A 21,367-nucleotide genomic window follows, 5' to 3' on the forward strand; every position below is an offset into this window, starting at 1 on the left:
TTGCGTATCGTTGGGGGACGATTAAAGGGAACCGCGCTGGCAACGCCTAAAAGCAATGCCACGCGGCCGACGACAGACCGGCTGCGGGAAAGTGTCTTTAACGTGCTGATGCACGCCTACGACAACCCTATCACAGATGCGCGGGTGCTGGATCTATTCGCCGGCACTGGTGCTTTGGGGCTTGAGGCGATGAGCCGCGGTGCGAAGTACTGCACCTTTGTCGAAGAGGCTGTGGAGCCGCGCGGGCTTATTCGGCGCAATATTGAGAGCATGGGACTGATGGGGGCTACGCGGATTTTACGCCGAGATGCGACCCGACTGGGGCCGACTGGGACCATCGCTCCGTTTGATCTGGTGTTTCTTGATCCACCCTATAATCAGGGACTTGGCGAAAACGCGCTTATTTCAGCTGCAGAAGGCGGCTGGCTTGCCTCTGGTGCGCTTTGTCTCTTGGAAGAGGATGCGGCGGCACATATTGAGCTGCCTGAGGGCTTTGAGCTGTTGGAAGAGCGCAAGGCTGGAGATTGCGCCACGCGATTTTTGCGCTACTTAAGCTAGCTGTCTCACGTATTGATTTGCAGTGAAGCACTGTTCTCACGGGCATGGTGCTTTGTTATTTCAGCGGGCTTGGCGCGGTATGATCCCCTTGGCATTGGCCATGGTCTGACAAGGCCTGCAGCACGAGGCACTCGCCTACTACTTGACTTGCGCATTGAGAGGTGATGCGTTGCAACTCCGCCTCCAAACTTTGTAGCTGCGCGATCTTCTGCCGAATACTCGCAAGATGATTGCCTGCGATTTCATGCGCCCGGCCACAGCTCATCTGCGGGTTTTCGCTAAGCGCGAGAAGATCCTCGATTGCCTCCAAATCCAGCCCCAGTTCGCGGGCATGGCGCAGAAAAAGCAGGCGTTCTACCACGGCTGTATCGTAACGACGCTGATTGCCCGCAGTGCGAACAGGCGGCGCAATTAACCCGCGCTGCTCGTAAAAGCGAATAGTTGGCACTTTGATGCCAGTGCGTTTTGACAGATCACCAATCGAAAGCAAATCAGTATTCCCTCGCTTCAGACAACTCAGCAGCCGTAGACGGGCAAGTCCACTTAGACTCATATTTCCCTTTTTGTCTACTCGTTTCTGATCACCGTCATTACTATCACTATACTTAACACCTGATATTTATACTAGTTTTCGATGAGGCCTTTAGCGCATTACGCGAATCAACTGCTACGTTAAAAAGTGAACAGAGATGATGCAGAGAACATCTAGCGACAACACTTTGTTTATAAATAATAACAGATACTTAACTACAGTATCATGCATCCCTGATATGGTGCTTAGTAGTATTTACAGTGTTTCAGGCAAAGCGTTGCAGTTTTGAAACAGCCCTTGTGGACGCGCATCTAACCTACCGTTATTTTTGAAAGAACAAGTTGAATGAAAGTCGAAGCGATGTAACAAATTGCTTCAGGAATTCTAGTTCGAGTAAAACTGAACCTACTTAGGCAGCATACCGCGCAAAACCTAAGTAATTTTGTCAATTAACCATCATTGGAGTGGGAAAACCCTATTCAGGAGTTATGGATATGCGCCACTTAACTACTAGCGCTGCTGCGCTGATAATGAGTGCCACTCCGGTTTTTGCAGCTGATCTACCCGTTGCGCCGGAGCCTGTCGACTATGTTCAAATCTGTGATGCCTATGGCAACGGATACTATTTCATCCCAGGTACTGATACCTGCTTGCGTATTCGGGGCCGAGTTCGTGCCGAATACCGTTTCAACGACTTTGGTGACGAACCAAGCAACTGGACTGACCGGTTGCTGAACGACACCTCCACCCGTGCTCGTGGCTACTTGCGGATGGATGCAAGGACGCAAACCGAGTATGGCTTACTTCGCGCCTATATCGATATGTTCGCAACAATCGATTCAGGTTCACCGACCTCCATCTCCTCGCTTCCAGACGGCGTAGATGAGGGTTACTCCAGTGACCCATCTACTTCCTTCACTCTGGACTATGCATTTGTCCAGTTTGGTGGCATGACCGTTGGTAAAACCCACTCCTTCTATGATTTCTGGACAGGTTATGCCTACGGTGCGATCAACACGGTTGCCTACTCTGACCAAACCTTGTGGCTGGCCGGTTACACTTTTGATCTTGGCAATGGCCTTTCAGCCTCTGTCTCGGTTGAGGATGCAACCTATCGCCGTCAATCTTTGATCTCGGAAGACTTGGACAGCTTAACGACCATTGGTTATGGTGGCCACCGCGCTCCTGATCTGGTTGGTAACCTTCGTCTTGATCAAGGTTGGGGTAGTGCCCAGTTGATGGCTGCGGTGCATGAAGTGCGCTACGCGGAGAGCTATCCTTCTGGTAAAGCCGGATGGGCAATCGGTGCCGGTGTTGAGGTTAACCTGCCATTCCTGACCAATACACAGTTTGCCTTGATGGGTAACTATGCTCAGGGTGCACTGGGTTACGTACACAGTGACTGGAACGACCGCATGTACGACGCCGGTGAGGTCGAAGGTGGTAATGATGGCCTAGCGGATGGTTGGTCGATCGCTACTGGTATCTACACAGAGCTTACTCCAGAATGGAACTTTGCTCTGCAGGGTTCCTATGCAGACGCTGACCAAGAGCTTGTCTATGATATCGCTCAGTGGGATGTTGTCGGTAAGGTTGGCTGGACCCCGGTCCACGGCTTCGAAATCGGTGGCGAGGTTGCTTATCGTAACCTGAACTATGATGAGGATGCCGCATCTCTGATCACCGAGACCCCTGATGATACCGACATCGTCACTGCACTGATCCGTGTTCAAAGGGACTTCTGAGGCCACATAGTCAGAACCCTATGACGGTGGAGCACCGTCAGTGAAGAATGGGCGGGAGCTATTGCTTCTGCCCATTTCTTATGGCTCGTTAGCTTCGACCAAACAGGCGCTCAATGTCTTGAAGCGATAGCTTAATCCATGTTGGACGCCCATGATTGCATTGACCAGAAAGCGGCGTGACTTCCATTTCACGAAGAAGCGCATCCATTTCTTCCGGCCGCATCCGCCGACCGGCGCGGATTGACCCATGGCATGCCATCGTCGCAGCAACCAGATCCAGCTTTTCACTCAGCCGCGTTGATGCCTCCAACTCGCTAAAGTCATCAATCAAATCCGCGAGTAGTTGACGCAAGTTTAAGCGCTTAAGCATTGCGGGGGTTTCACGCACTGCAATGGCGCCAGGGCCGAACCTTTCAAGCACAAGCCCAAAGTCCTCCAACTCACTGGCGCGCTCTGCCAGCAAGGAAACCTCCTCCTCCGGCAACTCGATAATCTCCGGGATAAGCAAACCTTGACGGGCGACATTTTGTTTGGCGAGATCCTGCTTCAGCTTTTCATAGACAAGACGCTCGTGAGCCGCATGTTGATCCACGATCACCACCCCATCTTGGGTCTGAGTGATTATGTAGGTCTCGTGGAGCTGCGCTCGGGCTGCCCCAAGCGGATTTTTTTGCGCGGCCGCGTCATCTGGTTGCATATGTGCGCTTGCATCTGCTGAGGGCGCAAAAGCAAAACTGTCGGTAATTTGACCAGTGGGTCCGTTGTGGTTTGCTGTGGGCGGGATATCCGCCACCGACCACGCTGCCTGCTCCGCCTCACCCAGTCCAGAACCATGCCTTGCAGAATCTTCCATATTCGTTTGAGGTGCAAATTCAGATGACTGCCAATCGTAATTGAGTGAGGGAGCTCCGGGCTTGCCAGCGCCAAAGCTTGCGCCATTGTGCGCTTGCCATGTAGACGTTGAGGTTCGCCGGATTGCATTTATTGCCGCAGCGGTGTTTGCGGTGGATGCCTTATGACCAGCTTGAACAAACGCATGCCGTAACGAGCCAACGATGAGGCCACGCACCAGCTGCCCATCCTTGAAGCGAACATCTGATTTCGCTGGATGGACATTGACATCCACATGGTGAGGATCCAAATCTACCGCCAGAACTACAATGGCGTGCCTATCTCGCGACAAGACATCGGCGTAGGCGGCTCGCAATGCCCCTAGCAGGAGCTTGTCTTTCACAGGGCGACCATTCACAAAGAAAAACTGGTGCTGCGCGTTGGCCCGATGAAAAGTCGGGAGACCGGCATAGCCGTAAAGGCGCACCCCCTCACGTTCTGCTTCAATTGATAATGCGTTTTTCACAAAGTCATCGCCGAGGATTTGGCCTATGCGGGCAAGATGCGCTTGCTCGCCTGTGCAAGCGGGCATTTCCAACGTGCGGCGATCTGAGCCGGATAGTGAAAAGCGAATATGTGGGTTTGCCAGTGCTAGTCTTTTAATGATTTCGGTTATAGCTGTAGCTTCGGCACGATCCGACTTTAGAAACTTAAGTCGGGCAGGCACGGAGAAGAAGAGATCCCGCACCTCCACGCGGGTGCCGCGATTTAGCGCGATTGGGGACGGTTCGGCTGTTTTGCCACCAGATACCGCAATTTGCCAGCCCTGCTCTTCTGCCGCGTTCCGAGTTGATATTTGCAGGCGAGAAACCGCACCAATTGAAGGCAGCGCTTCTCCTCTAAACCCCATCGTGCGGATGTCCATAAGGTCACCCTCTGGCAGTTTGGAGGTACAATGTCGCTGGACCGCTAACTGAAGGTCAGTTTTGTTCATACCAGCGCCGTTATCAGTCACGCGCATGAGCGCCTTCCCGCCAACCGCTGTGACAATGTCGATACGTTGTGCCCCTGCATCAATCGCGTTCTCAACGAGCTCCTTGATTACGCTCGCGGGGCGCTCAATAACCTCCCCCGCCGCAATACGATTGATCGTGGTATCGCTGAGTTGCCGAACCGTCAAAATAGTAGCCTCTTATGTCACTCTCATTGCCTTCACCCGTGTTGTACCCTTGATCAGCCGCTACTGCCAATGAAACTGACACAAAGCGAGGCTGCAACAGTGGAATTGGCTGGTGCAGCATCGGTGAGTTGGCTAATAGTGGCGTAGGTTCAAAAAGGGCGCTAGGTCAATCAGGTCTTGCGCGCATGCCAAAAGACGCAGGTAATTCAGTTGACACAAAATGAAATTTTACGCACGGGGCTCTGTGAAGTGCACACATCCTATGACGCGATCCTTTGTGACGTTTGGGGTGTATTGCACAATGGACTGCAAAAAATTGACGGGGCCGATGATTCTTTGGCGCAATTTCGCAGGGTGACAAATAAGCCCGTTGTGCTGATTACAAATGTTCCGAGGCCAAACGCCGGAGTGCATGAACACCTGGCCGAACTCGGCGTCAGGCCCGATGCATTTGATGCAATTGTAACCTCCGGCGACGTTGTGCGAATGGACATTCAGCAACTGGGCATCAAGAAGATTTACCATATCGGACCTGAACGCAACTGGGAGCTGTTTGAAGGTACGGGGTGCTCGTTGGCCAACGAGAGTGAGGCCGAGGTTATTGTTTGCACTGGCCTCAACTCGCGAGAAGAAGAAGTGCCGGAGGATTATCGCGATCTGTTCGCGCGTTTGATAGCACAGGGTTTGAAGCTGATTTGCGCCAATCCAGATATAGTTTCAGAGCATGGCGACAAATTAGTTTACTGCGCGGGGGCACTTGCCAAATTGTATGCAGAGATGGGCGGAGAAACCATCATCACAGGTAAGCCGTGCCTGCCAATCTACGACGCCTGCCAAAGTGTGCTGGCCAGCATACTCGGCGCTCACATTGACCGTAGCAAGATCCTAGCGATCGGCGACGGTCTGCCCACAGACGTAAAGGGGGCAAATGCTGCAGGTATTGATGTGCTGTTTGTTAGTGGTGGCATTCACGCAGAAGACTTTGGCGCAAAAGGATCACCAGATCCACAGCTTCTAAATGACTACTTTGCTAAGCAAGACGACAAGATCATCGGGGCCTTGCCTCGTTTGCAGTGGTGAGCCTCCGCAAAAAATAATGGGGAGCAAGTGCTCCCCTCATTTTTTGCAGTAGCACTCTGTGCGCCCTTCACTACGCAAAGAGCTTGTCGATATCATCTTGCGCTGCAGCGTCATTGCCCTTGTCAGTAGATCCGAATGCGCCAAGCATCGCATCGATTTCGTCTTGAGAGACGCCTTCACCGGCATGCTGCGGCCCATGCAGAATAAGCTCGCGAGCTCTGCGCTCTTCTTCCGTCTCTTCTGCATCATGCCCTTCAGCTTGATGCAGACGCAACCGATTAATGAAATTGGACACTCTTTCATCAATAAAGTTCAAGGTACCGACGACCTTTGAGATGCGCTGGCCAGTGATGTCTTGGAATGCGCAGGCCTGAAATATCTCCATGACCTGATCGTTGACCGTTTCCTGGTAGGCCGCGGCATCTTCTGGATCGGCGGCCATTATTGTTTCCGCGGCAGCCATAATAGAATGGGTTGCCTCTTCAGTTGACGAGACAATCGCGTCGAGCTCCCGGCCTGCTTGCGGAATACGGTCATGTTTCATATCAGCGACGCGCAATCGGGCGATCTCATCCTTCATATTGGAGATCTCAGACTCGATTGCTGTCAGTTCTGCAGTCACAGCAGGCTGCACCTGCTCCAGCATACGCGATACGGTTGCTGCCATCACTTCCGTGAGGCGCATAATATCCGAGAGATTGACTTCAGCGGTTCGATCTTTGTTTTCCTGTAGGAATTCAATGACCCGCTGAATTTCGTATTTATTGCCAATCGTCATAGCGAGGTCAACTCCACCTTCCGCCGCTGGTTACACCTTCCCCGTTATCTGCAGTGGTGCCAACAAAGCTTTGCCAGTTGCACTGCAAATTTGCGCAAGCGTTTGCTTGAGTAGCACTTGAGCTGCTTGCTTTATTTATACGGAGGCGACGCCTTACTCAGCAAAAACGGCTTCGATCTTGCCTTTAAGTGTCTGCGCATTGAAAGGCTTAACGATGTAGTTATTTACACCGGCCTTTTTCGCTGCAATGACGTTCTCGGTTTTAGATTCGGCGGTCACCATGATGAAAGGTGTCTTGCTGAGATCTGCATCCTGACGAACCTGCTTCAGCAGTTCGTATCCTGTCACTGGCTCCATGTTCCAATCCGAGATGACAAGGCCGTAACGACGCTCCTTCATCTTTTCATAGGCTTCGGCACCGTCAGCAGCATCATCCACATCGGTAAAACCGAGCTGCTTCAGAAGGTTCCGGATAATCCGAATCATGGTCTTATAATCATCGACAACCAGAATTGGCATCTGAAGATCAAGGGCCATGTAAAACTCCATATTGTCTGTCGGCAATGGCCGACTGCACTAAGGTTATAGGGCTTACGTGCTTGTCCCTCTCCCTTGTATTGCGGGAGCGGGCACCGACGCGTTTGTTCTTTTATTGTCAAATTTACTAGGACTCGTGAAGACCAAGTTAATTTGACTAAACATTTAGAGTGGACGATCCAACACTTCCGATCTTTTTTGTGTGATCGTCAGGTGAATTGTTCCACAAATTTCTCCAAAGCTCGAATTACGCCAAACTACGCCCGAGATTTCTCCAGTGGCGACGTAACAACGATACACTAAGTCGTTGCAGCCTTTTTAATGACAAATGCAGAACCGGTCTATAGTTAACCCGCGCTTTTCCATATGGGTTCCTGCGAATATGCCGAGGCTTATTCCGCTATTCTGGGGGTCGCATGCCCACTCCTGACACATTTTGTGCCTGCGGCAGCGCCTTCTCCCACGCGGATTAGATGAGCTTCTACTTTTGTAAGCACAGCCTAACTATGATGAGCTTGCGTGAAACTTGCTCAGCTGCCCTATGGGACATAGAGTCCTGTGAGTGTTTTACTTATGCCCTATGGGCAGGTTTGTGTTTGCCTGTTGCCTGACCTTCTTTTTTTGGTGTTGGATTGCGTGTCCACCGCGCTAGTCACTTGACCTTGAGACCACATGCAGGCAGTTTCCACGCGAAACTGAAAAGACCTACCGGTACTCAAGACAAAAAGACAAATTTGCGATGAGCTCTTCTCCTGCAGCAAAGAAACCGTTTGCGGTTGTCACCAATCCGGATACCGTGCCGAAGAATTTACTCGGCGGCGTGGTTGCTATTGGCAATTTTGATGGTGTTCACCGCGGGCACCGCGCCATCTTGCAGGAAGCGCTTAATCGGGCTGAAGCTGCCAATGTTCCGGCGCTAGCGCTCACCTTTGAGCCGCATCCTAGGACGTTCTTTAAGCCGGATACGCCAGTTGCCCGACTGACACCGGCAGCTATGAAAGCCGAAATCCTGCAGAATATGGGCTTTGATGGGGTTATTCAGCTAGATTTCACCGCAGACTTGGCAGATCAGAGTGCTGATGCGTTTGTAACGTCGATTTTGAAAGACAAGCTGCAAATCAGCCAGAGTGTAACCGGGTTCAACTTTCATTTTGGCAAGGCGCGGCAAGGCTCCCCCGAGTATTTGCGTGAAGCGGGCAAGACGCACGGTTTCACCGTGGTGATCGCCGAGCCGGAAGTGGATGAAAACGGAGATGTCATCTCTTCCAGCAGAGTGCGTCAAGCTTTGCGTGAGGGCGGTCTCCCTTTGGCGAACGGGCTGCTTGGCTATCGCTACACACTGCGCGCGCGCGTACAGCACGGGGACAAGCGAGGGCGCTTGCTAGGCTATCCCACTGCAAATATGAGCCTTGGAGAGAATGCGATTCTCAAGCAGGGCATTTACGCCGTTAAGGTGCGCATTGATGGCGTGTTACATGACGGGGTGGCCAGTTATGGCCGACGGCCAACATTCGTCGATGGCAAGCCGTTGCTTGAGGTTTTCGTCTTTGACTTTACTGGCGATCTTTATGACAAGACGCTGGATGTAGGGCTGGTTGGTTACATTCGCGGAGAATTGAAGTTTGATAGTGCCGAAGCGCTCATTGGCCAAATGGATGATGACAGCGCACAAGCGCGAGCGATGCTCGCCTCAATGCGGCCACTTAGCCCACTTGATATGAAATTGTACGGTGCGACTGGTCAGTAGCATTACTACAATCAGCGCGCTTGACGAGAAAACTCTGCCCACTTGCCACCCTTTTTGCATAAAGGGCATTGATGCTGACAGATAATCCGCCTATGGGATTTAAAAAGGAGCGGTCAGCGTTCCACTCTCAGACGCGGATAAACACAATGAGCGCAACGTCCTCACAGCCAAGCCTTGCCGATCAGCAATCAAATGCCGTCAAAGGCATGCTCACCATGGTTTGCGCCATGAGTATGTTGCCGATTATGGATGGCTTTGCCAAGCTTCTCTCCGCGTACCTGCCGGTTTTGGAAATCTCTTTTGGGCGCTTCTTCTTTCAGACTTTACTCTCCGCGCTAGCCAGCCTGTTTGTCGGTGCGGGGCTGCGGCATATCATTAGCGAAGTTTCCTGGATGCAAATGGCTCGGGGGCTGTTTCTGGCTGTTGCCTCGCTGTTTTTCTTTTCAGCTGTCAAATTTCTGCCGCTGCCGGATGCAATTGCCACCTTCTTTGTGCAGCCGATGATTCTTACGGTGTTGTCTGCTGTTTTCCTCGGTGAGCGGGTTGGACCACGCCGTTGGGCGGCGGTGACGCTTGGCCTTGTTGGTGTCTTGATTGTCATACGGCCGGGCAGCTCGGTGTTTTCGGCTTATTCTTTGTTGCCGCTTTGTGCCGCTACCTGTTTTGCCTGCTATTTGCTGCTTACCCGCAAGCTCTCCGGTTCGGCATCGCTGCTGGGGATCCAGTTCTCGACAGGTCTTGCCGGAACTTTGGTACTTGGTCCGCTATTGCTAGTTTCTACTGCGCTGGACTTTGAGCCCGGTGCTTTCATCATGCCGCAAGGAACACAGTGGTTGATGCTTCTGTGCATGGGAGCAATTTCATCACTTGGGCATTTGCTGGTGGTCTTGGCGTTTAACAATGCTCCAGCCTCGTTGCTTGCGCCTATCAATTATCTAGAGATCGTCAGCGCGACGGTGTTCAGCTACTTTATTTTTGATGAAGTGCCAACTGGTATCACGTGGCTCGGCATTGCGCTGATCACCGCCGGGGGCATTTACATCACTCAGCGCGAGCACAAAGTTGCAAAACAGCTTAAGGCCGCCGAAATGGCGCAGCAAACCCGCGCAGAACGAACGTAGCGGCTGGCAAACAAGGGGAGGCTTGGAAAAAAGCTTTGCAGCCCCTTGTGTTTGGTTGGAAGTGGCTGATAAAAGGCTGTAGTTCTTAACAGATGACGACATGCAGGCGATGAAGACGTACCCAACGCCCATAGAGCTGCAAAAGCGAATTATTGGCCCGGCCTTCGGCTGCGGCGCTTGATAATAGCGCCCCGAAGGACCGGGAATACACGGCTGTTTCTTTCAGCCGGGCGTGGTCATCTGCCGCTATGCAGCTTTCTGCATCTGGCGGCGTCAGAGTTTAGCTGCCCGAATGGGCCCTTAGAATTCGCGGAAAATCCATTATGACTGAGACGACCGGGCGCGACTATTCGCAGACCCTTAACCTGCCGAAAACCGACTTTCCAATGCGTGCTGGCTTGCCAAAGAACGAGCCGAAGCTACTGAAAAAATGGCAGGATGCCGACCTTTACCGTGTGATGCGCCAAGAGGCGAACGGCAAGCCAAAATTTATCCTGCATGACGGCCCTCCCTATGCCAATGGTAACATCCATATCGGCCACGCACTCAACAAGGTGCTGAAGGACATCGTCACTCGCTCTATGCAGATGCAGGGGTTTGATTCCAACTATGTGCCGGGCTGGGATTGCCATGGCCTGCCTATTGAATGGAAAATCGAAGAGCAGTACCGCAAAAAAGGCAAGAACAAAGACGCAGTGCCGATCAACGAATTCCGTCAGGAATGCCGTGATTTTGCTGGCAAGTGGATTGACGTGCAGCGCGAAGAATTCAAACGCCTTGGCATTGAGGGCGATTGGGATAACCCATACCTGACAATGAACTTCGACAGTGAGGCGTATATCGCCAAAGAGCTGATGAAGTTCTCCATGTCTGGCCAGCTCTATCGCGGCTCCAAGCCGGTGATGTGGTCGATTGTTGAGAAAACCGCGCTAGCTGAAGCCGAGGTTGAGTATCAAGACCACACCTCGCACACCATCTGGGTGCGCTTTAAGGTCACTTCCGGCTCTGATGCGGTTAAAGGCAAGTATGTGGTGATCTGGACCACGACCCCGTGGACAATTCCTGCCAACCGCGCCATCTCGTTCTCCAACTCGATCAACTACGGGCTTTATAAGGTAACCGAGGCCGCCGACGACAACTGGGCCAAGGTTGGTGACGAGTTGATCCTTGCCGACAAGCTGGCCGAAGATGTGTTTAAGGCCGCGCGTGTCGATGCCTATGAACGCGCGGGGGATGTGAACCCCGCGGACATCGAATACTGCGCACACCCATTTAATGGCGTTGAAGGTACTGATGGCTACTTCGATTTCCACGTGCCACTGCTTGCCGGTGAGCATGTAACCGATGATGCCGGTACCGGTTTTGTGCATACCGCGCCGGGCCATGGTGCCGATGACTTTCAGGTATTCCTCGATAACCGCGATGTGTTTGCCAAGGCAGGGACCGAGCAGGTGCCAATGACAGTGCAGGAGGATGGCTCCTACTATCCGCATGTGCCACTTTTCCAAGGTCATTATATCCTGAACCGAAAGGGCGGCGAGGGCAGCACCAACACCGCGGTGATTGAAAAACTGGCGGAAGTTGGTGGCTTGATCGCGCGTGGTAAAGTCAAACACTCCTATCCGCATTCCTGGCGCTCTAAAGCACCGCTTATCTTCCGCAATACGCCGCAATGGTTTGTCTATATGGACAAGGAGCTGGAAAACGAAGGGGATACGCTACGCAAGCGGGCACTGGATGCTATTGCGCAAACCCGCTTTGTGCCAGCGACGGGCCAGAACCGCATCAACGCCATGATCGAGAGTCGCCCTGATTGGGTGCTGTCCCGCCAGCGTGCGTGGGGCGTGCCGATCACTGTGTTTGTAAACAAGGCGAATGGCGAAGTTCTGAAAGACGAAGCGGTCAACGCGCGTATCTTTGAGGCGTTTCAGGCTGAAGGCGCTGACGCTTGGTTCGCTGAAGGGGCCGCGCAGCGCTTCTTGGGTGCTGAGTACGCCGCAGACGATTATGAGATGGTTCGTGACATCTTGGACGTGTGGTTTGATTCCGGCTCCACACATGCGTTTTGTATGGAGCAGCGAGAAGACCTGAATCCGAACCGTAAAGGCCTCGGCGGTGATGACTATGTGCTGTATCTAGAGGGTACTGACCAACACCGCGGCTGGTTCCATTCATCCTTGCTGGAGAGCAGCGGCACCCGTGGTCATGCCCCTTATGATGCAGTTCTGACCCACGGTTTCACCATGGACGAGCAGGGTCGCAAGATGTCTAAGTCTCTGGGCAATACAGTTGCGCCGCAAGACGTCATCAAGCAATACGGCGCCGACATTCTGCGCCTCTGGGTTGGCTCTGTCGATTACGCCGAAGACCAGCGCATTGGTCAGGAGATCCTAAAAACCAACGTGGATGCCTATCGCAAATTGCGCAACACCCTGCGCTTTATGCTTGGCTCTCTTGGGCACTATGAGGGTGAGGAAATCGCGCTTTCCGATATGCCTGAGCTGGAACAGCTGATGCTGCACCGGTTGGCCGAGCTGGATGTGCTGGTGCGAGAAGCCTATGGTGACTTCAACTTCAAAAAAGTGTTCGCCGCACTGTTTAACTTCATGACAGTTGAGCTGTCTGCATTCTACTTTGATGTGCGCAAGGATGCGCTATACTGCGATGCGCCGTCCTCTGTGAAGCGGAAAGCCTGCCTCTATGTGATCGAGCAGCTGTACCGTAATCTTGCAGTTTGGATGGCTCCTATCCTGCCGTTTACCATGGAAGAGACATGGGGTTATCGCTATGGGGAGCAGGCCTCCTCTATCCACTTGCAGCAGTTTGCGACTATTCCGGCGGAATGGCGCAATGATGCCCTTGCCTCCAAATGGGAAAAGGTAAAGACCGTTCGCCGCGTCATCACCGGTGCGTTGGAGATCGAGCGGCGCGAGAAGCGCATTGGCTCTTCTTTAGAAGCGCACCCACAGGTGTTTGTTGACAATGGCGAGTTGATGGCGGCACTTGACGGGCTGGATATGGCGGAAATCGCAATTACCTCTCAGCTGGATCTCAAGGGCGAGGCTGCCCCATCTGGTGCATTCGCTTTGGAAGATGTGGCAGGTGTTGGCGTTGTGCCAGCCCTTGCTGAAGGTAATAAGTGTGCTCGCTCTTGGAAGATCTTACCTGAGGTGGGACAGGATGCCGATTATCCTGAGGTGACCTTGCGCGATGCTGCAGCGTTACGCGAACTGGAGGGGACGGCGTAAGCCCTCCCCCTTTTCCCAAAGGAAATTTAGAACAAGTGATATTCGCAGGAGAGCGTAACCATTGCTGAAAAACCTTAGGTTTTGGGGGAATTCCAGTTCATTTGTGCTGAAGCTTGCCGGGTTTGGCTTGGTTCTTGACCAGCTTATCAAGTATTGGATCGTACATGTGCACGAGTTCGGTGCCTTTGGGTTGACCCCCGTGCTTCCGTTTCTTGATCTGGTGCTGGTTTGGAACAAAGGCATTTCCTATGGTTTGTTCCAGCAAGAAAGTCTAATGGGGCAGATCTTTCTTGCCGGTTTCACAGTTGCTGCTTCCATAGCCTTATGGCTGTGGAGTGTACGCTCAACCTCACGTATCGAGCTCTGGGCTTTGGCACTGATACTGGGCGGGGCGCTTGGCAATGGCGTGGACCGTGTAGTCTACGGCAAGGTGGTTGATTACATCTATTTTCACGTTGGAACATTTAGCTGGTACGTGTTTAATCTGGCGGATGTGCTCATCGTGGTTGGCGCCGCTATTATGGTTTTTGAGAGTATTATTCTGGGGAAAGGCAAGGACAGTTAGATTAAAACTTGCCTTATTGCTGTCCGGTTGTTGCGTTATCGCTGCCGGCAACTAACAATTATCAGCAGATATCTCCGGGTTATTGATTCCATCTGCGGGACACAAAAACCAATTGGAGAACAGGTTTTGGCAAAGCAGCCTCATATTTGAGGCGAGCTTTTAAAGGATGTCATAGTGCAGAGCCGTTACGTACATTTCGCTTCTCGTTTCGCCCTTGTGGCGGTTTTAGGTGTAGGCCTGACCGCTTGTGCCAGTTCTCTGGACAGCTTTGATGACGGCAGCAGCAAAGAAGACAGCGGCGCAACTTCCATACTCATGTCCGCATTGCTCGGCGGGAATGCTGGCAAATCTATCGAGTACAAGGAACGTGTGCCTTTGGTTATGCCAGCGGATCTGAAGAAGCTGCCAGAACCGGACCAGCGCGACTTAAAGGCACTGGCAGCCAATTGGCCGGAAGATACGCGCGAGGCAAAGATCAAAGAGATCCAAGAGTTTTACAAGACCGAGTTTGGTCAGCCCCTCAGCGCAGAACAAATGCAAGGGCATCCGGCGCTGCGTGAATACCGCGCAAAGCGAAAACACAAAGCACGCGACTACGAGGCCGAGAAACTCGAAGCACGCATCGCTGATGGCGAGGTCCTTACTCCTGAGGAAATGAAAGACCTGGAGAAGAAGTACCGCGATGCAAAAGCAAAAATGAAGGGCGAAGAAGCAACGAAGTGCGAGGATGACCCGGTCAAGTGCTTGCCAAAGCGGCGCTATCTGACAGAGCCTCCAATTGCATACTCTACACCTGAAGCTGGTTACGCCTTTAAAGTTAAGAGCGACAAAGAAACACCTGAGGAAGCGGCCAAGCGCAAGGAAGAGAAGCTCATTGATGAGGGCAAGCGCATTGATATGAGCAAACAATAACTAGCTTTTGCGTTTTATGTTAGGGCACTGCACCCGGCGCGCGCCGGTTTATACGGCAGTGCTTGCGACAGCAAAAAATGAGGGGAGCGAAAGCTCCCCATTATTTTTTGCGGCCACGCCTACCTTCTCAGGTTGATAGGCCGTTCGAGGCATCTCTTATTGGAATCTGTAGCTTTGTCTGGCGGCCTTGAGCTGCGAGCGCGTGTTGCGCTCGCCCAAATTCCCTTGCGTAAAGATTACCAATAATTCACGTGGCAGCGGCTAAGCTTGTGCCTATGATGCGAGCCATTAACACTGAGAGCCGCATGCTGGCGGCTAAGGTAAAGGATATCATGGCCCTAAAACCATTTATTATCATTGGTAGTTTGGCGTTGTTTGCCGGTTGCGCCACGGCTGGCAATGCGAGCGAGCCCAATTCAACAACCGGTCAGGATGTGATGATCAACCAGTTTTCAAAGCTGAAAATTGGCGGTGATCATGTTGAGCATACAACACTTGCCAATGGCCTGGAGCTTGTAGTCATTCCCGACCATAGAGCACCAGTTGTTACACATATGGTGTGGTATAAAGTAGGAGCTGCCGATGAAGCACCTGGCGAATCCGGTATTGCCCACTTTTTAGAACACCTGATGTTCAAAGGCACAAAAGCCGCGCCGGAAGGCAAGTTTTCAAAAGCGGTTGCCGAGGTCGGTGGGCAGGAAAACGCCTTCACCTCACAAGATTTCACGGCCTATTATCAGCGCGTGGCTAAAGAACATCTGCCCATGGTTATGGGCTACGAAGCGGATCGCATGGCCAATCTGGTGCTCACAGAGGCACAAGTTGATCCAGAACGTGAAGTGGTGCTGGAGGAGCGCGCCTTACGGGTAGACCGCTCGCCTTCTGCCCGCTTATCAGAGAGCTTCAATCAGGCGCTTTATGTCAACCATCCCTACGGCACTCCGATCATTGGCTGGCGAGATGAAATCGAACAGCTTTCGTTGGACGATGCCATCAACTTTTACAACAAGTATTACACCCCCAATAACGCGGTGTTGATTGTTGCCGGTGATGTGACGTTTGAAGAAGTGCTGCAGTTGGCCAAGGACACTTACGGCAAAGTTGCGCGGCGCGCAGAGCCTGAACCACGCATTCGGCCTCAGGTGCAGGCCCTGCCGGGACGGCGTATTGTTTCGTTGCACGATGCGCAAGTTGGCAAGCCCTTGCTACAACTGGGGTGGCTTGCGCCAAGCGCGCATAGCAGCAGCATGCAAGAAGCGGCGGTTCTACAGGTGCTTGTCGATATTCTGGGCGGCGGGCCTAACAGCAGGCTTTACAAAGAACTTCTCCTAGACAAGAAACTCGTAACTTCTGTGGGCGCCTGGTACTCCTCCGATGCATTGGACAGCAGCCGCATTATTGCTTATGCCGCGCCTAAAGAAGGGGTTGGCTTTGAGCAGATTGCCGATGAAATCCGCAAAACGATTGCCGCGATCGCTAGGGACGGTGTGAGCGCCGAAGAGTTGCTTCGCTCCAAGCGCTCTATGCTCGCCAGTGCGGTTTATGCGCAAGATAATCAAGAAACATTGGCACAGATTTTTGGCAGCGCGCTCACTACAGGCAGATCTGTTGAGCAGGTACAAAGCATCAATCAATATCAAGCCGCCGTAACCGCGCAGCAGGTACAAGAGGCTGCAATGACTTACCTTTCTACCCCAGCACTGCAAAGCCGGTTGATGCCGCTCGAAAAGAGCGTCAAGGAGAGTGCAAATGCAGGCAAATAACCAGAATTCTCCTTTCATAGCGGCAGAGGGCAATTTCGTGATGAATCAAGTGCAAAGCACCGCATTGCAGGCACTAAGCATGGCAATTCTGCTGTTTGCAGCGCTTGTAACCTATGCGCCACACGCAAGAGCTATTGAGCTGCAGCAAATCACCAGCCCGGGCGGGATCAAGGCATGGCTGGTTGAGGATTACTCCGTGCCACTGATCAGTGTTGATGTGGCATGGCGCGGAGGTGCGTCGCAAGATCCTACCGGCCAGGAAGGGCTTACAACTTATCTGGCTGCGACGCTTGATGAAGGTGCGGGGGAGTTTGATGCGCAGGCTTTTAAAGCGCGGCAAGAGGACCTTGCGATGGGGCTCGGGTTTAGCGCCGGGCGCGACAGCTTTAATGCTTCGTTGAGCAGCCTCGAGCTCAACAAAGAGGACAGCTTCGAGATGTTGCGGCTGGCACTGAATGCGCCGCGGTTTGACGATGAAGCGTTGACGCGCATCAAACAGCAAATGATTGCCGGGATCGAACGCAATGCGAAGAAGCCGCGCACCTTAGCGCGCGAGGCAATGCGCAACACACTGTTTGAAGGCCACACTTATGCTCGCCCGACCGGCGGAACTGTGGCATCTTTAGCCCCCCTTAGCAAAGCGGAGCTTGAAGCACAGCGCGAAGCGCTTCTGGCCCGTGATAACATGAGTATCGCTGTCGTCGGTGCTATTAATGCCAAAGAGCTTGGGGTACAGCTGGACAAAGTGTTTGGTGCCCTCCCCCAAAAGGCGCAGCTTAACAAGGTGCCTGACATTGTGCCTGTTGCTGACAAAACCGTGCATGTGGAAGCGGCAAGCCCGCAGACGATCATTCAGTTTGCCTATCCGGGCTTGAAACGTGATGATCCGGACTACATCGCGGCCTATGTGATGAACCACATTCTAGGAGGCGGCAGTTTCTCTTCTTGGCTCTATGATGAAGTTCGGGAAAAGCGCGGGCTCTCCTATTCTGTTGGCAGCTATCTGGTGCCTTATGCCCATGCCGGTTTATTGCTCGGGCAAACCAGCACACGCGCAGCGCAGGCAGGCGAGGCCTTAAGCGTTATAGAAGCGCAGCTGGAAAGAATGGCGACCCAAGGCCCGACGGCAGAAGAACTGGCGCTTGCCAAATCATATTTGACTGGCTCCTATCCGCTTGGCTTTGACAGTTCCTCGGCAATTTCGGACCAACTGGTAGGCATTCAGTTTTCCGGACTGGGGGCCGAGTATCTGGACACACGCAACAGCTTGATAGACGCAGTTACACTTGAGGATATCAAGCGGGTGGCAGGGCGGTTGCTTGGTGGCTCGAAACCAACAATTGTTACCGTAGGGCCAACGAAAGCGGACTAACAGCGAGCCACACTTAACAAAAAGGCAGGATCACACCTGGTCCTGCCTTTTTTGTATCTGCACCTGTGAACCGCGGCCCAAACAATTAGGCTGTGTTAACAGCCCGTGGCTTTAACGCCCCTTGCAGAACGTCGGCGCGAACCGGTCGCGGTGCGGAGAAGAGATAGCCTTGTGCGCTGCGCAGTTCCATCTCGATAAGCTCTAGGACTTCGGCCTCTGTCTCTACATGATCCGGGATTAACTCGATGCCATAGCGACCCAGCAACGCGCCAAAATCAGCGGGGTGAATATTGCCGTGCTCTACGTTTTCATCCTGTGAGATCAGGCGAGCGGCATTGACCTTGGCGAAGCGGAAACCTTTATCGGCAAGCGCGCGGAAATCCATGCGCAGATCGGTGATACGGTCTACCGAGAAGCGGAAGCCAAGCTCAGCTAACGCGGCGAGGCTCTCATGCTCGATAAGGCCCATGGCCGCCACATCTGCCTGCGCAAACTCAAAGATAAGTTGGTCGGTGTACGTTTCGTTGGCGCGAACGAACTCCAGAAAGCCGGGAAAGAAATCTTCATCCACCAGCGTACTTGGAGAAAGATTGCAGAAAAGGGCGGCATCGCGATTGCGGGCGGTAAGGCGCTTGATAATCTGCAGCGAGCGAAACAATAGGATGTTGTCGATCGCGGGCATCTGACCACTGCGCTCAGCCTCTGCAATAAACTGCGTTGGCTCCAGTAGGTTCCCTTCCAGCGTACGCAGGCGGGTGTAGGCCTCGTAGTAGCGCACCCGGCGCTGCGGCAGGGTGACTATGGGCTGCAAATAAAGATCAACACGGCTCGCATCTATAGCGGCGCGGATTTCTGCAGCCAGCTGCGGATCAGGGCGCGGCATACGCGGCGCTGAGGTGGACCTTGCCGGTTCGCCGTCTTCGTCCAGCCCCACATCAAGATCCTGCGGAGCAAGGGATTCCGCTGCCATTCGTGCAGCATACGCGCTTGGTGATGCTGGACGGGTAAGTGCTGGCTCTGCCAGGGCGCTTTGCGGGGCTTCAAGCTGGGGGGCTTGCAATAATGCCTGTTGGCGGCGCGTGTCTTCCAAGGCGACGCCCTGGTCGTCGATACGCCCTTCCATATCCGCCATTGCTTCGGCCATTTGCTTGACCAAAGATCCAATGACCTCAACCTCGGCGAACAGAGGATCGACCTCTTTTTGTACCTTGCGCGGTAGGTCCTTCTCCATTCCAGAGAGGCGCCCTTCCAGATGCAACACATCATCATCGATTTCCGCAAGGCGCTCTTCCAACTGTTCAACACTGCTGGTGGCTGCATTGCTACGGTTATCCCGACTGTAGACTGTGTGCAGCACGAGCATGGTGCAGAATAGGGTGAGCGAAAGCGACAGTGCCTCTATCACCGGCCGGTCGAATTGAAACACCAGCAATGCGCCAAGAGACGACGCAATAACCACCATGCACGCCCCTATTAATATGTTCGCCGCTCTATTCATTCCCTACCGATGTCTGTCGAATCATAATTTGCCTAGGCAGATTTTGCCGCATTTGCGTTTTCACAGCGAATCTCAAAGGAGCGAAAGCGATGGATAACCGGGGTTGTCCCCTTAAAGTTTCCTTAATCGCTTAATTTCTCTAGGTCTCATGCACAGTTCTGTGAGTGCGACTACCTGCTTTAGCAGGGTAATACCTGATGATTATAGCGGACGTGAGCGTGCAAAGCTGTTGTGGCACACAGATATCAACAGCGCTAGTCACTTTCTATTAACCCTAAATGCACAAACTTGGCGCTAGCAAAACCCTGCAAGGCGCGTGGGTTAAGCAAACAGTAAAGAGCAGGATTTGCATTTATGGAATCGGGACCGGATGACTATTCTTCCTTACGTATTGGCATTCTCGTCCCTGCCCCGGCACAATGCCGCGCGCTCGAGAGGCTCGTCTGTGAGGGGTTTGCGCCCAATCGCCCGCCAGAGTGTTATATGAGCTCTGGCGTTTTGCACCGCGATCTCGATTTTCGCAGGTTTGACCTGCTATTTGTCGACAGTTCCGCCCTACAGGAAAGCTGTGCGCTTACTTTGCTGGTTGAGCGATGCCCCGACACAGTGGTGATTGCCCTAGAAGAAAACTACTCTATTAGCCGCGCCATGGAGCGCATGCGCGATGGCGCGCATGAAGTACTAGCGCAACCGCTGGATCTGGACAGGCTGGTGAGCAAAGTTCTGCCTATTCTCAAGCGGCAAAAACGCAAGCTACCACGTGAGGGAGAGCTGGAAGAGTGCCAGTTGCGTGATGCGCTATTGCAAAACACAGCTCCAATTGTTGTAGACCCCAGCCCGGTGGTAAGTTTCGAGGGCATGGTGGGCGAAAGCGCTGTGATGCAAAGAGTTTATGAACAAATTTTGCGACTGGCAGCCGCGAGTGCGCCAGTGTTTATTTCCGGGGCACCGGGAACCGGTAAAACACTTTGTGCCAAAGCTTTGCACCAACGTTCCCGCCGCCGTGGCATGCCATTTCAAAGCCTAAATTGCGGCACCTTGCCTGAAGATATGATTGAGGCCGCGTTGTTTGGCAACGGATCGGGCGAAGGGCGCCGCAAAGGGGCGCTTGAACTGGTCGATGGCGGCACTTTGTTCCTTGATGATATTGGCGCACTTCCTTCCCAGTTGCAGACTCGGCTGCTTCAACTTGTCGACACAGGACGCGCACAGCTTTGCGGCGCATCTGAAGCACAAGCCTTTGATATTCGTGTGATTTGCGCAAGCGCTCGCTCAATGACCGACGAGATAGCCGCAGGCCGTTTCAACGAGGCGCTGTTCTATCGGCTCCATGTCTTGCCGCTTGAGCTCCCCTGCCTGAAAAAGCGTGGTGAGGATATATCGCTGCTCGCGCGCTATTTCCTCACTCAGCATACCCGCAAACGAAAAGAGGGCCCACTTGCCTTTAGCCAAGCGGCACTGGAGGCACTTCAAGGATACACGTGGCCGGGAAACCTTCGTGAACTTAATAACATGGTACAACAGCTCTCCGTCTGTCATGAAGGCCCTGTCATTGATGTGGACGTACTACCAGAGCAACTTTTGCAAGGACAACGTTCTTCTGACACGGCTTTTTCTTCTCCGTACAGCGAGATAGAGCCATTGTGGCTGCAGGAGATGCGTATTATCGAGCAGGTGGTGGAGCGATTTGGCGGTAATGTGTCGCTGGCAGCATCGGCACTGGAAATCAGCCCCTCAACGATTTATAGGCGGCGCCAAAGCTTCCAGCAAAAGCAAGCCACCATGCCGGCAACACATCATCAGAACATAAGCAAAGTGCTTGGCGGTCTACACGCTAGCCCGTGAAGACGGCACTCCTCTCATCTATACCTAGAGATAATGCGCGGCGATTGGTGTGGTT

At 53.0% G+C, this 21,367-nt stretch carries 16 protein-coding genes; 11 read left to right on the top strand and 5 right to left on the bottom strand.

The annotated features are described in order from the left end of the window. Positions 1 to 558 carry a 16S rRNA (guanine(966)-N(2))-methyltransferase RsmD gene (rsmD, locus tag AYK82_RS16535; protein ID WP_068318618.1) on the top strand — a complete coding sequence of 186 codons (558 nt, stop codon included), beginning with the start codon at positions 1 to 3 and terminating at the stop codon, positions 556 to 558. Between the two features lie 55 nt (positions 559 to 613). On the opposite strand, the gene AYK82_RS16540 is transcribed toward rsmD, so the two are convergent. After that, entirely contained in the window at positions 614 to 1,048 is a 435-nt protein-coding gene (locus AYK82_RS16540) for a MerR family transcriptional regulator (protein WP_068318621.1), read from the bottom strand. Positions 1,049 to 1,584: 536 nt separating this feature from the next. Here AYK82_RS16540 and AYK82_RS16545 point away from each other — a divergent pair. Beyond that, positions 1,585 to 2,835 (top strand): porin, encoded by a 1,251-nt coding sequence (locus AYK82_RS16545; RefSeq protein ID WP_068318866.1) that lies wholly within the window; start codon positions 1,585 to 1,587, stop codon positions 2,833 to 2,835. 88 nt (positions 2,836 to 2,923) lie between these two features. Here AYK82_RS16545 and mutL read toward each other — a convergent pair whose 3' ends face one another. Further along, a complete protein-coding gene (mutL, locus tag AYK82_RS16550; protein WP_068318623.1) occupies positions 2,924 to 4,846 on the bottom strand; it encodes a DNA mismatch repair endonuclease MutL in 1,923 nt (640 codons plus the stop codon). Positions 4,847 to 5,056: 210 nt separating this feature from the next. On the opposite strand from mutL, the gene AYK82_RS16555 reads away from it, so the two are divergent. Further along, on the top strand, positions 5,057 to 5,926 hold the full coding sequence (locus AYK82_RS16555) for a TIGR01459 family HAD-type hydrolase (protein ID WP_068318868.1): 870 nt from the start codon (positions 5,057 to 5,059) through the stop codon (positions 5,924 to 5,926). A gap of 70 nt (positions 5,927 to 5,996) precedes the next feature. On the opposite strand, the gene AYK82_RS16560 is transcribed toward AYK82_RS16555, so the two are convergent. Together AYK82_RS16560 and AYK82_RS16565 are read right to left on the bottom strand one after the other, a co-directional pair. Next, complete coding sequence (locus tag AYK82_RS16560; RefSeq protein WP_068318624.1) at positions 5,997 to 6,704, bottom strand: protein phosphatase CheZ; 708 nt, start codon at positions 6,702 to 6,704, stop codon at positions 5,997 to 5,999. 153 nt (positions 6,705 to 6,857) lie between these two features. Beyond that, positions 6,858 to 7,241: a response regulator gene (locus AYK82_RS16565; protein WP_068318870.1), complete on the bottom strand. Its 384-nt coding sequence runs from the start codon at positions 7,239 to 7,241 to the stop codon at positions 6,858 to 6,860. Positions 7,242 to 7,980: 739 nt separating this feature from the next. Here AYK82_RS16565 and AYK82_RS16570 point away from each other — a divergent pair. The 7 genes from AYK82_RS16570 (at position 7,981) to AYK82_RS16600 (ending at position 17,969) form a co-directional block, all read left to right on the top strand. Then, a complete protein-coding gene (locus tag AYK82_RS16570; protein WP_068318626.1) occupies positions 7,981 to 8,988 on the top strand; it encodes a bifunctional riboflavin kinase/FAD synthetase in 1,008 nt (335 codons plus the stop codon). 146 nt (positions 8,989 to 9,134) lie between these two features. Then, positions 9,135 to 10,109 (top strand): DMT family transporter, encoded by a 975-nt coding sequence (locus AYK82_RS16575; protein WP_068318872.1) that lies wholly within the window; start codon positions 9,135 to 9,137, stop codon positions 10,107 to 10,109. A gap of 323 nt (positions 10,110 to 10,432) precedes the next feature. After that, on the top strand, positions 10,433 to 13,357 hold the full coding sequence (ileS, locus tag AYK82_RS16580; protein WP_068318628.1) for an isoleucine--tRNA ligase: 2,925 nt from the start codon (positions 10,433 to 10,435) through the stop codon (positions 13,355 to 13,357). A 61-nt stretch (positions 13,358 to 13,418) separates the two neighbouring features. Beyond that, positions 13,419 to 13,922, top strand: a complete 504-nt coding sequence (gene lspA, locus AYK82_RS16585) for a signal peptidase II (protein WP_341860426.1) — start codon at positions 13,419 to 13,421, stop codon at positions 13,920 to 13,922. 174 nt (positions 13,923 to 14,096) lie between these two features. Next, positions 14,097 to 14,834, top strand: coding sequence for a hypothetical protein (locus AYK82_RS16590; RefSeq protein ID WP_068318633.1), 738 nt, complete (start codon positions 14,097 to 14,099; stop codon positions 14,832 to 14,834). Positions 14,835 to 15,109: 275 nt separating this feature from the next. Continuing rightward, a complete protein-coding gene (locus AYK82_RS16595; RefSeq protein ID WP_208976527.1) occupies positions 15,110 to 16,597 on the top strand; it encodes a M16 family metallopeptidase in 1,488 nt (495 codons plus the stop codon). Next, complete coding sequence (locus AYK82_RS16600) at positions 16,584 to 17,969, top strand: M16 family metallopeptidase (protein WP_208976528.1); 1,386 nt, start codon at positions 16,584 to 16,586, stop codon at positions 17,967 to 17,969. The genes AYK82_RS16595 and AYK82_RS16600 overlap by 14 nt, the downstream gene beginning before the upstream one ends. A gap of 85 nt (positions 17,970 to 18,054) precedes the next feature. On the opposite strand, the gene AYK82_RS16605 is transcribed toward AYK82_RS16600, so the two are convergent. Further along, a complete protein-coding gene (locus tag AYK82_RS16605; protein ID WP_208976529.1) occupies positions 18,055 to 19,431 on the bottom strand; it encodes an EAL domain-containing protein in 1,377 nt (458 codons plus the stop codon). A gap of 390 nt (positions 19,432 to 19,821) precedes the next feature. On the opposite strand from AYK82_RS16605, the gene AYK82_RS16610 reads away from it, so the two are divergent. After that, on the top strand, positions 19,822 to 21,312 hold the full coding sequence (locus AYK82_RS16610; RefSeq protein WP_068318636.1) for a sigma-54-dependent transcriptional regulator: 1,491 nt from the start codon (positions 19,822 to 19,824) through the stop codon (positions 21,310 to 21,312). Positions 21,313 to 21,367 lie beyond the last annotated feature (55 nt).

This window comes from Polycladidibacter hongkongensis, from assembly GCF_001561995.1.
GTDB lineage: Bacteria > Pseudomonadota > Alphaproteobacteria > Rhizobiales > Stappiaceae > Pseudovibrio > Pseudovibrio hongkongensis.

Bases quoted from the DNA above. Each gene is read 5' to 3' on its own strand.
- AYK82_RS16545 (WP_068318866.1), top strand. From the start codon at position 1,585: ATGCGCCACTTAACTACTAGCGCTGCTGCGCTGATAATGAGTGCCACT.
- AYK82_RS16560 (WP_068318624.1), bottom strand. From the start codon at position 6,704: ATGACGATTGGCAATAAATACGAAATTCAGCGGGTCATTGAATTCCTA.
- AYK82_RS16565 (WP_068318870.1), bottom strand. From the start codon at position 7,241: ATGGCCCTTGATCTTCAGATGCCAATTCTGGTTGTCGATGATTATAAG.
- AYK82_RS16570 (WP_068318626.1), top strand. From the start codon at position 7,981: ATGAGCTCTTCTCCTGCAGCAAAGAAACCGTTTGCGGTTGTCACCAAT.
- AYK82_RS16575 (WP_068318872.1), top strand. From the start codon at position 9,135: ATGAGCGCAACGTCCTCACAGCCAAGCCTTGCCGATCAGCAATCAAAT.
- ileS (WP_068318628.1), top strand. From the start codon at position 10,433: ATGACTGAGACGACCGGGCGCGACTATTCGCAGACCCTTAACCTGCCG.
- AYK82_RS16595 (WP_208976527.1), top strand. From the start codon at position 15,110: ATGATGCGAGCCATTAACACTGAGAGCCGCATGCTGGCGGCTAAGGTA.
- AYK82_RS16600 (WP_208976528.1), top strand. From the start codon at position 16,584: ATGCAGGCAAATAACCAGAATTCTCCTTTCATAGCGGCAGAGGGCAAT.
- AYK82_RS16605 (WP_208976529.1), bottom strand. From the start codon at position 19,431: ATGGTGGTTATTGCGTCGTCTCTTGGCGCATTGCTGGTGTTTCAATTC.
- AYK82_RS16610 (WP_068318636.1), top strand. From the start codon at position 19,822: ATGGAATCGGGACCGGATGACTATTCTTCCTTACGTATTGGCATTCTC.